Origin of the sequence: Uruburuella testudinis (assembly GCF_022870865.1) — a bacterium.
Lineage (GTDB): Bacteria > Pseudomonadota > Gammaproteobacteria > Burkholderiales > Neisseriaceae > Neisseria > Neisseria testudinis.
Genome location: NZ_CP091508.1, coordinates 1,063,814 through 1,077,594, shown reverse-complemented (window position 1 = coordinate 1,077,594; position 13,781 = coordinate 1,063,814). Strand labels below are relative to the sequence as shown.

The following is a 13,781-nucleotide window of genomic DNA, read 5'->3' as shown; positions in this document are numbered from 1 at the left end:
AATTTTTCTTACTTTATTCTAAAAACTAAAGTAAAATATCAAAAACTGCCAGCAGCATATAAAAAAATACACTTTTAATAAGGAAATATAATGAGCACATTTAAAGACCGGCTGGTTTATCTGTGGAAAGAAGAAGCCAAGCAAGCTAAGATAGCCGCGGACATCGATATGACGATTGCCGGGTTTAGCCGCATTTGGAATGAAGGTGGGTTACCCAAAGCAGAAACTTTAAAAAAAATCAAACAATTAAAAGGCTGCAACCTTGATTGGCTGCTCACCGGCGAAGGAGAGCCTTTTCCCGGCTCAAATATACAGACTCAAACAGCCTACGACACCTTAGGCAATCCTGTAGACACCGGCGAATTTATCTTCGTGCCCCGCTATGATATCCAGGCAGCCGCTGGGCATGGGCAATTGGTGGGCGATGAAAAGCCGGTGTTCACCATGGCCTTCCGCCGCTATTGGGTTGAAAATTATATTACCCGCGACACCAAAAACCTTTCTGTGATTTCTGTTAAAGGCGATTCAATGGAAGGGGTGCTGAATGATGGCGACTCTATTCTGATCAACCACGGCGATACCACGCCCCGCGACGGTTTATATGTATTGCGGCTTAATGAAAACCTGCTGGTAAAAAGGCTGCAATTGATGCCCGGTGGTATTGTTAATGTGATTTCGGCCAACGAAGCCTACCCTACTTTTGAAATAAATCTTAATCAGGCTACTGATGATGTGGCCATTATCGGCCGGGTGGAGTGGTTTGGGCGTAACATTTAAAAACCCGTTTACATCATTTTTCACAACAATCCGGCTTACCGCTGCATCGGAAAATTCAGTTGAAACCAGCCGGAAAGTTTTGCTCTTGGCCTGATTAATGCACATTTCCAGCCCATTTATCTTGTTGGCATTTCATGATAAAACCACAAGCTGCCGCAGCCATTGATAAATAACTCGCCTGCCCCAACCTTGCCTAACAGAAACATTTGCGCGACAATAAACGCATATATTCATATAAAAGGAATCACATCATGTCAGACGAAAGCCCGATTATCTTCACAGACAGCTGCTGCACCAAAGTGGCAGATTTAATTGCAGAAGAAAACAACCCCGATTTGAAATTGCGCGTTTTTGTAAACGGTGGCGGCTGCTCAGGCTTCCAATACGGTTTTACCTTTGACGAAATCAAAAATGACGACGATTTTGAAATTGAAAAATCCGGATTAACCTTTTTAGTTGACCCGATGAGCTATCAATATCTGATCGGCGCCGAGATTGATTACACAGAAAGCCTGCAAGGTTCTCAATTTGTGATCCGCAATCCTAACGCTGCTACTACCTGCGGGTGCGGTTCGTCTTTCTCTGTTTAATAATGAAATGATTCAACACAAAATTACCGGCCGTCTGAAATATTCAGACGGCCGGTAATTTTGTGTTTGAATCCCATCATTTGATAATGCTCAATCTTAGGTTATCGCAGCCGGCTTTCTTGATTGCAAACATACATTTCTCGCATTAAAATTTTTTACATTGAATTAAACAGTTTATACCGTTAATCCTAAATTAACTACCTTTTATATATGGTTTCCTGACAAACAATATCTGCTGGGATATCCTTAAAAACTAAAACCCAACAGCCAAATATCTATTACGCATAGCATAAAATACAGTATAAATGGAATGTGATACTTATTCAAAAATAACCTGACTGCGCTGGCCCACTTCGCCGTACCGGTTCTTTCAGCCCGCCATCTTCTCAGCTTATTTTTTGAATAGATATAACACTGTTTCTACTCATTCCAAGGTGCGCTTTTATACGGAAGAGCAATGAGCACGCAACAAAATTTTTACGATGTCTATGTTTCCTACCCGCCCGGTATAGACAGAACACGGATAGACGCCTGCATCCGCGATAATCTTCCTCAACAAGAAGCCGAAGATTTGATTCAAGCATTGCGGGATCACCCGCAAGCAATTATTGCCGAGCGTTGCACTCATGCAGAGCGCGAAAATGCCCAGCACTATTTCAACTATCTCGGGCTCGATGTTATTACCCGCCGCTCGCTCGAGCTCGCCCCCGTAATTGATACCGAACAGGAAAAACCTGCATTGCCCGAACCCGTGCCGCAATGCCCGGTATGCTACACCATTATTGAAGATCCGGAGAGCAAAGAATGCCCGATTTGCCATCTGCATTTCGACTCCTCGTCTGAAGCCTTAATTCAAAGAAAACGGATAGAATGGCAGGAAAAAGTTGCTTTCGAACACAGAAAACAACATGAAATTGCGCACAAATTATTAAAAGAAAAGCAAGAAGAAGAAAAACGCCTGCGTAAAAAAATCCGCGAAAAATTGGAACAAGAACTGCGTGAGGAAATCGGCGCCCGTTCAGCTTGGCAGACATGGTTTCATGGCAGCAACGCTCTGGTAAGTTTAATGATTATTCTGATATTAATCGTTATTTTGGTTTTCATCGGCTATCTTCTTGCTCAATTTTTTGGCTGACTTCAGGCATTTCAGTCATCAACAGTTACCCGAAAGCACTGAAATTCCAAGCAGATATCAGGCCGTCTGAATTTTCAGACGGCCTTTTCCAATGCCTGATTACATCAAAGCATTTCCCCCTATTCCAAGCAATCAACTGATAATACCCATTCACAAAAATAACCTAACAACATTGGTTCGCCTAATCTCGAAGAGAACCGGTTTCATTAAGGTGCTGAAGCACCAAATCAACCAGCCCCGTTCGTGTGTACTGTCTTCGACTCGCCGCCTTGTTCAATTACTTTTGTGAATGCGTATCAGACCACAAGTCAAAAACAGGATAAAGAGTGTGAGGCTGTTTGGTTTGGCACTTTTGCCCTGAAAAACCACCTACTTCAGATCACGCTGACCCTATACGATCAGATTGTTGATTGAATGGCTATAGCGCAGCTGCCTTAAATAATTGCTGCGGCGGATTGAATAGCGGATTGTTTGGCCGCAGCCTTGAATAGCGCGCAGTTTGTGTTACAATAGCCGCCTTTGCTGTTATCCGGGTCTGTAGCTCAGGGGTTAGAGCAGGGGACTCATAATCCCTTGGTCGTGGGTTCGAAACCCACCGGACCCACCAGATAAATCAACAACTTGGGTATTATTTACCTCCTTTCCGTTATCCAAGTGTGTCAAATTTGTGCCATGAGCAAGTTCCATCTTGTCCAATAAATCGGCATGGCTCTGTAAATGCTTAGTGGACAAATGAGCGTAGCGACGTACCATCTCTACGCTCTCCCAACCGCCCATCTCTTGTAAGGCAGGCAATGGAACACCTGCCTGAATCAGCCAGCTTGCCCACGTATGGCGTAAGTCGTGCCATCGGAAATCAGTGATTTCAACCTTTTGCAAAGCATTTTTCCAAATCCGCGCACTAATGCTCAAAGCTTTACGACCAGACGGCTGAGTGAAAACGAAACGGGGATGTTTCCCCATCTGTTTACTCAAAACTGTAACTGCCGTACTGTTCAAAGCAACACCAATTACCCTGCCAGACTTACTTTCTGAAGCATGTATCCAAGCCGTGCGAGCTGACAAATCCACTTGCTGCCATTCCAAATCCAAAACATTACGTTGCCTTAAGCCTGTTGCCAGACTAAAAACAACCATGTCGGCCATGTGGCGGCAATGAGGCAATCAACTTTTCAGCTTCTTGCTTTGTCGGCCAACGGATGCGCCTTTTCGGTTCACGATACAGCTTCAGATAAGAGGCTTTATCCAACCAGCCCCACTCTTTAATAGCCTTATTGAGTATTGCCCGAATTAATGCCAGATAACGGTTTTTGGTGCTGTCTGAGCATGGTTTTGCGGCCACCACAGCCATAATAAATTCACGGCTTAGGTGATTTAGATAATGACCACGCAGCTCAGGGAGCTGTCGCAATCTGCACAAATCATTGGCAATACTCTTTTTTGCCTGCATTTCATCAATCCACCGTATGGCAGCTTCTTCCCATAATTTTTCCGGTTTCTCGTCAAAATGCTGCTCTGACCACAATTCATACTTCAGTTTGTGGTAGAGCCTTTGTGCTTCTTGCTCGTTTTTAGTGCCAATGGTTTGTCTAATTCGCCGGCCACTCGGTGTTGTGATATCAACATACCACATGCCATTTTTTCGTTTATATATAGGCATTTTTCTTCACTCCTGCTTTTGAGTGAAGTCTGCAATTGGTTATTTGCCAAATCCTTTAGAAAAGCGTCAAGTGCAGACAATGTAATACAATAGGCACGACCGGGCTTCGATGCTTTCAGACGGCCTTCTCTGATATGTTCTCTAATTGTTTCAGGATGGCATTTACAGTAATCCGCAGCCTCCACCGCATTAAACGTCATTTACATGAGCTTCTCCCCACTTCAAAATCGGGATATGCTGCGTTTTCCAACAGCAAAGCCCTTCCTGATCGCCGCATACCGTTTGATACGCGGCTCCAGCACCAGGAAACTTGCCGAGCTGATATAGAAAAGCAGGCAGAGATAACCTTGTCTGTCCGTATCAAGCGGAACCAGCCGGTAATGCGGAAATTGCTCTTCTGCCAGAGCAAACGACGAATTAACTTTTACCGTGGCAACCGCCTTCTTTTCTTCTGTCAGCACAGTGCCTCCTACACAAATTTCAGCACCAACAAAGTACAAAATCCAAGCAGCGCGGCCACCAGCCAAGAACGGTTCATCTTGGCTGCAATTTCATCTGCCAAAGCCTTATTCTGAGCTGCAATCTTCGGCTGTATGGCCGCATAAATACGGCCTTCGCTTTCCTTAAGATTCTCGTCGTTTTTGGCCAGAAGCTCCGTCAGAATCTGCTCCCGATATGTTTTCAGCCCTTCCGCCGCCTTCACCGTAGCTTTCTGCGATTCGTCAATTTCTGCCACATACTCTGCCAAGCCTTGTTCGATATTGATACGCTGTTCTTTAAACAAAGCTTCCAACCGGGCTTCCTGTATCAGCAATACAGCGATAATTGGATCATCCGCCGTCAGCTTTACCCCTGAACTTCGGAATACTTCGGCGATAATTGCCTCTACATCTGCTTGGCCGATATCATGCCTCATCTTGATTGAATGTGGCTTGAGTAGCCAAGAATGGAATTTGGCTCAATTGTTCATGCAAATCACGTTGCACGGTACGCAGACGTTGGTGCGGCAGCAGTTGGCCTTGCTTCATCAAGCGACCATCTGATTACCGGTTTGAGCAATTTCGGAAAAAAAGCCAGCGAACAAAAACCTACGATTACTGTCCAGGGTTTGAAACAGCTCGGCCTGTCTGAACAAGCTGCCAATTATGTGTAACTGGCGGTGAATACGCTGAGTGTGGGTAAAGTGGGAATTTCAGTACCAAGACCTAAGCCAGCTACACCAGTAACTGTGCGCATTACATCAGGAGGAACAGCTAATGCGGCTACCTATCCTAAGTTAATTAATGAATTAAATGAACAAAACTTAAAAAATATTGCTGTTCAAGATTAGCAAAAGTGCTTTAAATGATTGGAAAGCTATGCGGCCAAATAGAAGAGGTGAAATCAATTTTGGCATTGGCTCAGCAACCCGCCAAGAAGCCGATAAATTAGGAAAAATTTGGGTTGGTGATGGAGCTAAACCAGTTAATAGTCCTTCTTGCAAAGGGTGTTTATTAAGTGCGGATGGTACAAGGCTGTATCGCCCTCCTACCACAAAAATCTATACTCCAAAATCATTTAATCCAACAGGGGTACAAGCTAATTTTATTATTAGAAGTACTGATGGAAAAACTTTAACTAACGGACATCTAAATATAAAATGATTAAATTAACTTTAAGAAATATAAACCTATATAATGAGAATTTTGAAGAATTTACCCCTGAAATTGCAGATAACTTTCACCAATGGATAGATTTAGATATTGGTATAGAAGGTGAGCAGGGATCATCAATATTTTCAGTCTGTGTTTGTTCTCCTAAATGGATTGCACATAATTGCAGAAAAGAAGGTTTTTTTTGGTCAAATGCGTTAGTAATGGAAGAATTTAATCATGTAATCATCAAAAATGAAATCAACAAAATCTTGCTATACTCTTCAAAAGAGACTTGGGATTTATCTTTATCAAATTTATTAAAATTTTTCTCCTGGGAGTTTGAAGATTATCATCCAAATTTGTAACAAGTCGTAGGTAAGGTTAGCCGCCCCAAGCGGCGTAACCGTGCGCACATCTGCAAACTTTATAAAACTAACAAGGCCGTCTGAAATCCGTTTTTTTAAAACCTTTCAGACGGCCTTTTTAATTATTACGCCGACACCCTCCTCGCCGTCGAAGCCGACCGCATCCGCATCGCCTCCACCACCGCCACCGGCGGCGATGAGCGCAACGGCCAAACCCAAATCGACCGCGTCGCCGCTTTGTATGTCAACAACGCTTCAGACGGCCGCTTAAGCCTGAAAGCCAACGAAAGCATCGATTTCGTCGCCGCCAATCTGCGTAACGAAGCCGCCAACGGCCAAACGCAAATCATTTCAGACGGCCGTATCGATTTAGGCACCGCCAAGCTTTCATCCCACAGCAAACAGGGTGAACTCTCCGACCGCAACCACCGCCACGTTGCCCAAACTTCGGAAGCCGGCACCGTTATCGGTGCGGCGGGCGATATTCTGATTTCGGCCAAAGATGATTTGACCATCCGCCAAGGCAGCATTGCCAGCGACGGCGGCCGCACCACCCTCTCCGGCCGCAATGTCGACATCAGCGAAGGCCGTCAAACGCTGGATTTAGACGACTCGCTGTACAACGAATCGCGCAGCATGGTTTCTAAAACAACCTCGCTCGACCAATACCGCCGCCAACACGATGAAGCGGTCGGCAGCAGCATCGAGGGCAAGGAAGTGGTGGTTCGTGCCGGGCAGGATGTGAATGTGCGCGGCAGCCATGCGGTTTCAGACGGCCTCACGGTGTTGACGGCCGGCAATGATGTCAACATCACCGCGGCTGAGAATGCGTATTCGGATCATGAGTTTCACGAGCGTAAGCGCTCGGGCCTCACCGCCTCGCTTGCAAACGGCGTTGCCGCCGTCGGCTACAGCAAATCCCGCCACAGCCTGCAACAAGACGGCACAAGCGAAAGCCTCACCCTCAGCCAAATCGGCAGCAGCACAGGCACCACCACCCTTCTGGCCGGCGAGGCGCTCAACATCAGCGCAGGCCGTCTGAATGCCGGCGGCGATTTGAACCTGCAAGGCCGCGCAGTCAACCTTGATGCGGCGTATATCACCGACAGCAGCCGCAGCGAGCAGCAAAGCAAACAGAGCGGCCTCAGCATCGGGGTCACCTACAACCCCATTGCCGCCGCCAAAACCGCTTACGACCAATCCACGGCCGGCAGCCAAAACAGCGGCAGCGCCGTGGGCACTTGGTTTGCCCGCGATCTGGCGGCCTTCAAAGCCGGCCAGGCGGCGATAACGCCGCTGGTGGTCGGCGGCGGGCGCAGCAAATCATCTGCCGCACAAAACAACAGCCGCACCCAAGCGGTGGTGAGCGAATTAGCGGCGGGTCAACACCTGAACATTATCGCCACCGAAGGCGGCATCCGCAGCGAAGGCGCGCAAATCAGCGCTGAGGGCGATGCGCTGCTCTCCGCCCGCGACAGCATCCGTCTCGGCTTTGCTGCCGACGACCAAAACCAAAGCGCCCAAAGCCGCCGCAGCGGTTTGAGCATCGACAACCGCGACCACCTGATGCCGCTGGGCAGTTTCAACGAGCGCGGCCAAGGTGAAGGCGCGTTGAACCACCTCACCGGCAGCAGCCTTTCCGTCGGCGGGGCGGCGGCGCTGCAAAGCGGGCGCGATATTGATGTGATCGGCAGCACCATCGTTGCCCAAAACAATCTCAACCTCAATGCGGCCGGCAACATCAATATCCTGTCCGGCCAAAACCGCCAATCCCTCAGTGAAACCCAAGTGGGCAGCGGCATCGGCTCGGCGCAAATCTCCGACACCGAATATTTCAGCGGTTGGATGAAAAACCGTCAAGACAGCCACAGCAGCCAAGTCGAGCAAGTCAAATCACAAGTCGGCAGTCTTGGCGGCAACGTCAATATGCAGGCCGGTGCCGGCTATACTCAACAAGTCGCCGACGTGGCGGCGGCCAAAGACATCAACATCACCGCTAACAATATCAATATTCTCGACGATTACAACCGCGGCAGCAGCCATCAATCCGAGCGCGACGTTAAAATCGGCACCTTTGCCAAAGTCTCCTCACCGCTGATCGAGCTGGCCTATGCCGTTGAAGATGCCGCCGACAGCAACGCCGGCGACCGCACCCGCGCCCTTCAGGGCATGGCTGCCGCCGCACAGGGCTATCAGCTTTACGATGCGGTCGGCAAAGTCACCGATGCCGCCGCCCGCAATACCAAAGTTGCCGCCGATGCCCTTAAAAACGGCGTGGCCGTCAACCCTGATGATTTGCAGCAGGGTGCGGTATTGGCCAAAGCCGAAGCCGGCGTCGGCTTTAAAACCGCCAATGCCAGCCAAAACCAAAGCTATGCCGACAGCCGGCGCAACACCCTCAGCGCCGGCGGCAACCTCACTCTGCAATCGACCGGGGGCGATATCCGTCTGCAACACACCGCCGCCACCGCAGGCGGCACCCTCAGCCTCGATTCGGCTCAAAACATCAGCCTCGAATCCGGCCACAGCAGCCGCCACCGCGACGGCAAAAACAGCAGCTTCGGCGCCTCCGTCGGTGTCGGTGTTTCAGTGGGCGCGCAAACCGGTGTCTATGTTTACGCCGAAGCCGGCGCCACCAAAGGCCGCCAGCGCCTCGATGCCGACGGCCACAACCCCACCGAGCTCGCAGCCGATAAAATCCTATTGGCCGGCCAAGGCGACACCACTTTACGCGGCGCCACCGTCACCGCCAACCGCATCGATGCCGATGTTAAAGGCCGTCTGAATATCGAAAGCGTGCAAGATACGCTGTCGCAAACCAGCAAACAAAGCGGCGCCGGTGCCAGAATACAAATCGCCCTCGGCAGCGCCTGGGAAGCTTCCGGCAATTTCAACCAAAGCAAAGCCTCGGGCAGCAGCAATACCGTCCACACCCAATCCGGCCTGTTTGCCGGCGACGGCGGTTATCACATCAACGCCGACAGCGTGCACCTCAAAGGCGGCGCCATTGCCTCAACCGCGGCGAAAGAGAATAACGGGCTGACCGCCAACGCGCTGACCTTTGAAGACATTCAAAACCACAGCAGCTATAACGCCTCCGGCGTTTCCCTCAGCGGCGGCTACGGCGGCAGCCTCAGCAGCAGCGAAGCCTTCCAACAAAGCCCCCTCGGCCAAGCATCCGCCGTAGCCGGCCAAAGCATAAGCCAAGGCCCCGGCTACAGCCCGACCCTGCCCCAATATGACAGCGGCAGCGACAGCAGCATTACCCGTGCTACTTTAAGCGCAGGCCGTCTGAATATCGGCGGTCAAGAAACCACCACCCAAGCATTGGGCATCCACAGCGACACCGAAACCGCCCATCAGAAACTCGCCGAGCTGCCCGATATCCAACAGATTCTGCGCAACCAGCAGGCCGCAGCATCCGCCACCGCCGACATTACCTCAGCCGTACGCACGTTCAGCGGCAATATGGCACAAAAAGCTCAGCAAAAACAGGCAGAACTCAGAACACAAGCAGAACAAGAATTGCAAACTTATGATTCTGATGCCTGGGTTCTTTATCAGGCAATGAATGAAGCAGACAAACAGGCTGCGTTATTGCTCGCCAACCCAGAATATGCACAGTCAACACAATTGGCCCAAGATTGGGGCAATGGCGGTAGTAAAGCACGAGCACTTAATGCAGTAACCGCCGCACTCACAGGTGTGCTGCGTGGTCAAACTGAGGTTCAAGCAACCGCTAATGCTTTAGCGCCTTATGCCGCAGCAGGCATTGGCAACACATTCGGCCATGGTGAAAATAAAAACGAAGCTGCACAATATGCACTACACGGCATTCTAGGTGCAACACTTGCCTATCTTAATAATGCGAATCCACTTTCCGGCGGCAGTGCTGCTATAGCTTCAGAAGCCGCCGTGCAATCATTAGCCGCACAATATAACGACGGTCAAACTGCCATTGACCCAACAACAGGTGAATTCAACCCCAACCTTCTATCTGAAAGTGAAAAAGAAAAGCTTCGTTCACTCAGCGCTGCCATTGGTTCAATATTTGGCGGCATAGCGGGAAACAGCACATTCAATACCCAGCTTGCCGGTGTTATCGGTCAAAATGCTGTTGAGAATAACGGCTTAGGATTCACCGATATCAAACAAATGATTGCCGAATTGAATCAAGCCGAAACCGAACAGCAAAAACAGGCTGTTCTCAATAAATACCGTCAAAAAGGTGAACGCAATCGTCAAGCTGAATTGGCAAAATGTAACAATCAAGGAGATGAATGCCATCTGAAAACATTGGACGGTTTAAGAGATATCAATCGTTCTGCTGTTGCCACTACAGATAATGGTTTATTTTTACTGTTTACTGAAAATGGGCGCAATATACTTGCCGCTCAAGGCTTAGCACAGGAAATAAATAACCGTGATATTGCAGCACATGAAAGCCAATTGTCGGGCACAGGAAAAGTAGCTGATTTTGCAGTAAATAAAGGGCTTCCGCTTGCGGCTGCGGTTTATGGTGGGGTGAAGAGTTTTAGTACTCAGATCCAAGCACATAAAATAGCGAATAAAGAAACCAAATTAACTTATATTGATGAGCCTGTATTTAATCCAGTTGGTACAGTGAGCTCTGCTCAGCAATGGACAATTAAGTCAAGACTAAAATATGTTTCATTACCAACTGAAGGTAAAATACGTTATATTCCGCCTGAAGGGTATAATCCCAACACTCCCCTTCCACGGGGTCCTAACAATGGTTATATTGATAAATTTGGTAATGAATGGACAAAAGGCCCGTCTAGAACTTCGAATCAAGCTTTTGAATGGGACGTACAACTTTCAAAAACAGGAAAATCTAAATTAGGATGGGCAACGCGAGATGGCTCACATCTAAATGTATCACTTGATGGAAAGATTACGCATAAATGAATTTAGAAAAAATTAATTTCTATTCAGAAATAATGGTTAGCAAACAATATCCTGGAGGCATAAAAGGAAAATTGGGGGTTGTGCTGGGTATCAGCGAAGAAAATAATATGCTTTTTGGATATTCCATTCTTTTGCACGGTGATGAAAATACTATTTATTTAGATAAACAATACGCAATTCCTACTGGGAGAAAATTTACTAGGGAAGACTTTTATTAGCTTGCCACATAGAAAGCAAACGTGCATAGGATGTATTTCGTAAGGAATACACGTGTTCTCTACCGCCTGAAGCTCTCTTTCAGACGGCCATCAAACACAACGATGCCGCTCAAATCGAAGCCGCCGTACAACAATACAATCAGGCTCAACAATCCGCTAAAGATTGGGGCATCGGCGGCAGCAAAGCCCGCGCGCTCAATGCCGTTTCCACCGTTGTCACCGGCGCCCTCGGCGGGCAGAGCGGCCTTCAGACGGCCACCAACGCCCTCGCCCCCTACGCCGCCGAAACCATCGGCCAAACCTTCGGCCAAAACGGCAGCAACCCGAATGAAACGGCACAACTGTTAAGCCATGCCCTGCTGGCAGGCATTGTAGCCGCGGGCAACGGCGGCGATTTCGGCACAGGTGCCGCTGCGGGTGCAGGTGCGGAAGTTGCTGCCAAAGCCATCACCATCGGCCTCTATGGCGAAGATGCCGCCAACCATCCCGATAGCCTCAGCGAAGCTCAGAAAGAAAACATCCGCAACCTCAGCGCAGCAGTCGGCGCGTTTGTAGGCGGCGTAGGCGGTGATTCCGGAGTGAATGCGCAGATTGGCGGTGTGGTGGCGCAGAATGCGGTTGAGAATAATTATTTGAGCGCAGAAGAAGAGCTCGAACGACTAAAAGCTGTAATTGATTGCTCTAAAGGAAATCAAAATTCATGTATTAAAGAAAGTGAATTGGGTAATTTATCTCTTACTCGTATCCGTAAATTTAACAATATGTGTAATGGTCTATCTGGTAGTGCCTTTAATTCTTGCGAATCTACACGAATTTCCGCGCTACGCAATATGACTAATACATACGACAATAAATGGAAAGAATTCGAGACACTATTCAAAAAGTACCCTCAAGAATTAGTAAACCAATCTGGTTACTCTTTTTCAACATCAAAATCATTAATTGGTGGCCGTGATAGAATTGGTACAGCAATTAAATTTTACGATAATGATCTTCCGAAGCAAGGTGCTGACTATACAACTATTTCCGCAGCATGGAGCCATGGAGTTGTAAGCATAACAAAACCATCAGAGAGTTGGACACCTTATGTTACTGTAGGAGCAACCACAAGCCCTTCTCCTAGTATTTCAGTTACTAGGGGTTATATATCTGGAACAACTCCAAAAAATGCTAAAGAATTACAAAAAGATTTTTTAGCAGGTAACTCTGCCTCTACAACTGGTTGTATCAACGTTGTATGTGTAGGCGGGACTTTTACACCATCTGGAGGCACTTCTTTTGAATATGGACTCAGCTTTCCTCCAAGTATTGGTAATGGAAATTTAGGCATTGGTAAAAGTCAAACAATTGAAGATTGGTTAAATTCTGAACAGCAACATTGAGAGTAATATGAAAATTAAATTAATAAAAAGCATCTTATCTTTTATATTTTTATTTACTATCGGTTATCTATTTTTTACTTGGAATCAAAATTTAGATACTACATGGCAATATAAAGGCAATATAAAAAATACGATGATTGCAGATGCAAAAGAGCTAATTAAATGGAATGGGAACTTTAATATCAAGTTTTTAGGCTTTAGAAATCGTCATAATACCAACCAAATAAAAATGCCTTTTAGCTCCGAAGAAAAAAGAAATAGCTTTAATCAAAAAATTCAAAGTATGGGATACAGGATTATCGATTTGAATAATTATTATTGCAAAGGAAATACAATTTTATTATTTACTATTTATGACCCTACATCAAACCCTCATGGTAGCTTAACCTTTATCTTTTTTGATGAAAATTCAGCTTATAATAAATGTTCTGATATAACAGCGTAGCTTGCGTGCATGCGTGCGTAGGGTGTGTACCCCGAGCACGCACGCGTTCTCAGGCCGCCTGAACCCTTCTTTTCAGACAGCCTCATTCTTTAACAATCCAATCAAATCAACAGCAACAGCCGTGCACCCGGCCGCTTGATGACTGCGGAAGGCAGGCCTGTTACCTGGCCCGACGGCTATATTTTTGATAGTGCCACCCAAACCATCCGCGCCAAAACCGGCGGCACCTTCAAACTAACCGGACAATACAACGACGGCCTGCCCGTATTACAACGTCTAAACACCAAAGGTGTGCCTACGAGCAACTATTTGATTTTGAAAGACGGGCGGCAAATTAAAGTCAAAAGTCCTTACTCGCATGAAAATGTTGCTCAAACCTCCCGTAATACGCATGAAAGTGCGATAAACCATACGAATATCCACTTTGAGAATCAAAATCTAAGGGTTACCACCAATGTCAGCATTTAAAGCCCGGGTGCTGCTCAGCGCTCCAGGTTATCCAAGGTCGCGCCAATGCCAGCGTTCCCGTTCCTGAGGGTTTTACCGCCCGTGATATCCGTACCGGCCAACCTGTAAAACTATTCAGCTGGATGGCAACGGTTTTGCCGGACTGGAAATGAAAACAGGCGTAAATGACCGTAGATTG

The 13,781-nt window shown here is 47.5% G+C and carries 16 protein-coding genes, 1 tRNA gene and 1 pseudogene; 12 read left to right on the top strand and 6 right to left on the bottom strand.

The window, feature by feature from the left end:
• Positions 1-90 precede the first annotated feature (90 nt).
• The 4 genes from LVJ83_RS05020 to LVJ83_RS05005 all read left to right on the top strand — a co-directional run bounded on the left by LVJ83_RS05020 (position 91) and on the right by LVJ83_RS05005 (position 3,109).
• Positions 91-777 carry a S24 family peptidase gene (locus LVJ83_RS05020; protein WP_244786910.1) on the top strand — a complete coding sequence of 229 codons (687 nt, stop codon included), beginning with the start codon at positions 91-93 and terminating at the stop codon, positions 775-777.
• Positions 778-1,028: 251 nt separating this feature from the next.
• Positions 1,029-1,367 carry an iron-sulfur cluster insertion protein ErpA gene (gene erpA, locus LVJ83_RS05015; RefSeq protein ID WP_244786909.1) on the top strand — a complete coding sequence of 113 codons (339 nt, stop codon included), beginning with the start codon at positions 1,029-1,031 and terminating at the stop codon, positions 1,365-1,367.
• A 457-nt stretch (positions 1,368-1,824) separates the two neighbouring features.
• A complete protein-coding gene (locus tag LVJ83_RS05010) occupies positions 1,825-2,502 on the top strand; it encodes a hypothetical protein (RefSeq protein ID WP_244786908.1) in 678 nt (225 codons plus the stop codon).
• Positions 2,503-3,033: 531 nt separating this feature from the next.
• Positions 3,034-3,109: transfer RNA gene (locus tag LVJ83_RS05005), tRNA-Ile, on the top strand.
• A 74-nt stretch (positions 3,110-3,183) separates the two neighbouring features.
• Here the strand turns inward: LVJ83_RS05005 and LVJ83_RS13640 are convergent.
• From LVJ83_RS13640 to LVJ83_RS04980, 4 genes and pseudogenes are all read right to left on the bottom strand, one after another.
• Positions 3,184-4,135: pseudogene (locus LVJ83_RS13640) on the bottom strand (tyrosine-type recombinase/integrase); the annotation flags it as partial.
• Positions 4,036-4,362: a helix-turn-helix domain-containing protein gene (locus LVJ83_RS13635; RefSeq protein WP_425316021.1), complete on the bottom strand. Its 327-nt coding sequence runs from the start codon at positions 4,360-4,362 to the stop codon at positions 4,036-4,038. The gene LVJ83_RS13635 and the pseudogene LVJ83_RS13640, both read right to left, overlap by 100 nt.
• 21 nt (positions 4,363-4,383) lie before the next feature.
• A complete protein-coding gene (locus LVJ83_RS04985) occupies positions 4,384-4,623 on the bottom strand; it encodes a lipopolysaccharide heptosyltransferase (protein ID WP_244786907.1) in 240 nt (79 codons plus the stop codon).
• Between the two features lie 8 nt (positions 4,624-4,631).
• Entirely contained in the window at positions 4,632-5,078 is a 447-nt protein-coding gene (locus tag LVJ83_RS04980; protein ID WP_244786906.1) for a hypothetical protein, read from the bottom strand.
• Positions 5,079-5,108: 30 nt separating this feature from the next.
• On the opposite strand from LVJ83_RS04980, the gene LVJ83_RS04975 reads away from it, so the two are divergent.
• The 5 genes from LVJ83_RS04975 to LVJ83_RS04955 all read left to right on the top strand — a co-directional run bounded on the left by LVJ83_RS04975 (position 5,109) and on the right by LVJ83_RS04955 (position 11,308).
• Positions 5,109-5,315, top strand: coding sequence for a hypothetical protein (locus LVJ83_RS04975; protein ID WP_244786905.1), 207 nt, complete (start codon positions 5,109-5,111; stop codon positions 5,313-5,315).
• 160 nt (positions 5,316-5,475) lie between these two features.
• Positions 5,476-5,805, top strand: coding sequence for a hypothetical protein (locus tag LVJ83_RS04970; RefSeq protein ID WP_244786904.1), 330 nt, complete (start codon positions 5,476-5,478; stop codon positions 5,803-5,805).
• Positions 5,802-6,161, top strand: a complete 360-nt coding sequence (locus LVJ83_RS04965; RefSeq protein WP_244786903.1) for an immunity 8 family protein — start codon at positions 5,802-5,804, stop codon at positions 6,159-6,161. Before LVJ83_RS04970 ends, LVJ83_RS04965 begins: the two co-directional genes overlap by 4 nt.
• A gap of 237 nt (positions 6,162-6,398) precedes the next feature.
• On the top strand, positions 6,399-11,090 hold the full coding sequence (locus LVJ83_RS04960) for a hemagglutinin repeat-containing protein (protein WP_244786902.1): 4,692 nt from the start codon (positions 6,399-6,401) through the stop codon (positions 11,088-11,090).
• Complete coding sequence (locus LVJ83_RS04955; protein ID WP_244786901.1) at positions 11,087-11,308, top strand: Imm31 family immunity protein; 222 nt, start codon at positions 11,087-11,089, stop codon at positions 11,306-11,308. Before LVJ83_RS04960 ends, LVJ83_RS04955 begins: the two co-directional genes overlap by 4 nt.
• A gap of 59 nt (positions 11,309-11,367) precedes the next feature.
• On the opposite strand, the gene LVJ83_RS04950 is transcribed toward LVJ83_RS04955, so the two are convergent.
• Together LVJ83_RS04950 and LVJ83_RS04945 are read right to left on the bottom strand one after the other, a co-directional pair.
• Positions 11,368-11,649 carry a hypothetical protein gene (locus LVJ83_RS04950; RefSeq protein ID WP_244786900.1) on the bottom strand — a complete coding sequence of 94 codons (282 nt, stop codon included), beginning with the start codon at positions 11,647-11,649 and terminating at the stop codon, positions 11,368-11,370.
• Between the two features lie 3 nt (positions 11,650-11,652).
• Positions 11,653-11,793, bottom strand: coding sequence for a hypothetical protein (locus LVJ83_RS04945; RefSeq protein ID WP_244786899.1), 141 nt, complete (start codon positions 11,791-11,793; stop codon positions 11,653-11,655).
• Here LVJ83_RS04945 and LVJ83_RS04940 point away from each other — a divergent pair.
• From LVJ83_RS04940 to LVJ83_RS04930, 3 genes are all read left to right on the top strand, one after another.
• Positions 11,755-12,690: a VENN motif pre-toxin domain-containing protein gene (locus LVJ83_RS04940; protein WP_342345084.1), complete on the top strand. Its 936-nt coding sequence runs from the start codon at positions 11,755-11,757 to the stop codon at positions 12,688-12,690. The two genes, LVJ83_RS04945 and LVJ83_RS04940, sit on opposite strands and share 39 nt — an antisense overlap.
• A 7-nt stretch (positions 12,691-12,697) precedes the next feature.
• Positions 12,698-13,135: a hypothetical protein gene (locus tag LVJ83_RS04935; RefSeq protein ID WP_244786896.1), complete on the top strand. Its 438-nt coding sequence runs from the start codon at positions 12,698-12,700 to the stop codon at positions 13,133-13,135.
• A 138-nt stretch (positions 13,136-13,273) separates the two neighbouring features.
• Entirely contained in the window at positions 13,274-13,603 is a 330-nt protein-coding gene (locus LVJ83_RS04930) for a hypothetical protein (protein ID WP_244786894.1), read from the top strand.
• Positions 13,604-13,781 lie beyond the last annotated feature (178 nt).

Coding starts and splice junctions, on each gene's coding strand:
- LVJ83_RS05020 (WP_244786910.1), top strand. CDS start 91: ATGAGCACATTTAAAGACCGGCTGGTTTATCTGTGGAAAGAAGAAGCC.
- erpA (WP_244786909.1), top strand. CDS start 1,029: ATGTCAGACGAAAGCCCGATTATCTTCACAGACAGCTGCTGCACCAAA.
- LVJ83_RS05010 (WP_244786908.1), top strand. CDS start 1,825: ATGAGCACGCAACAAAATTTTTACGATGTCTATGTTTCCTACCCGCCC.
- LVJ83_RS13635 (WP_425316021.1), bottom strand. CDS start 4,362: ATGACGTTTAATGCGGTGGAGGCTGCGGATTACTGTAAATGCCATCCT.
- LVJ83_RS04980 (WP_244786906.1), bottom strand. CDS start 5,078: ATGAGGCATGATATCGGCCAAGCAGATGTAGAGGCAATTATCGCCGAA.
- LVJ83_RS04975 (WP_244786905.1), top strand. CDS start 5,109: ATGGAATTTGGCTCAATTGTTCATGCAAATCACGTTGCACGGTACGCA.
- LVJ83_RS04965 (WP_244786903.1), top strand. CDS start 5,802: ATGATTAAATTAACTTTAAGAAATATAAACCTATATAATGAGAATTTT.
- LVJ83_RS04955 (WP_244786901.1), top strand. CDS start 11,087: ATGAATTTAGAAAAAATTAATTTCTATTCAGAAATAATGGTTAGCAAA.
- LVJ83_RS04945 (WP_244786899.1), bottom strand. CDS start 11,793: ATGGTTGGCGGCATCTTCGCCATAGAGGCCGATGGTGATGGCTTTGGC.
- LVJ83_RS04935 (WP_244786896.1), top strand. CDS start 12,698: ATGAAAATTAAATTAATAAAAAGCATCTTATCTTTTATATTTTTATTT.
- LVJ83_RS04930 (WP_244786894.1), top strand. CDS start 13,274: ATGACTGCGGAAGGCAGGCCTGTTACCTGGCCCGACGGCTATATTTTT.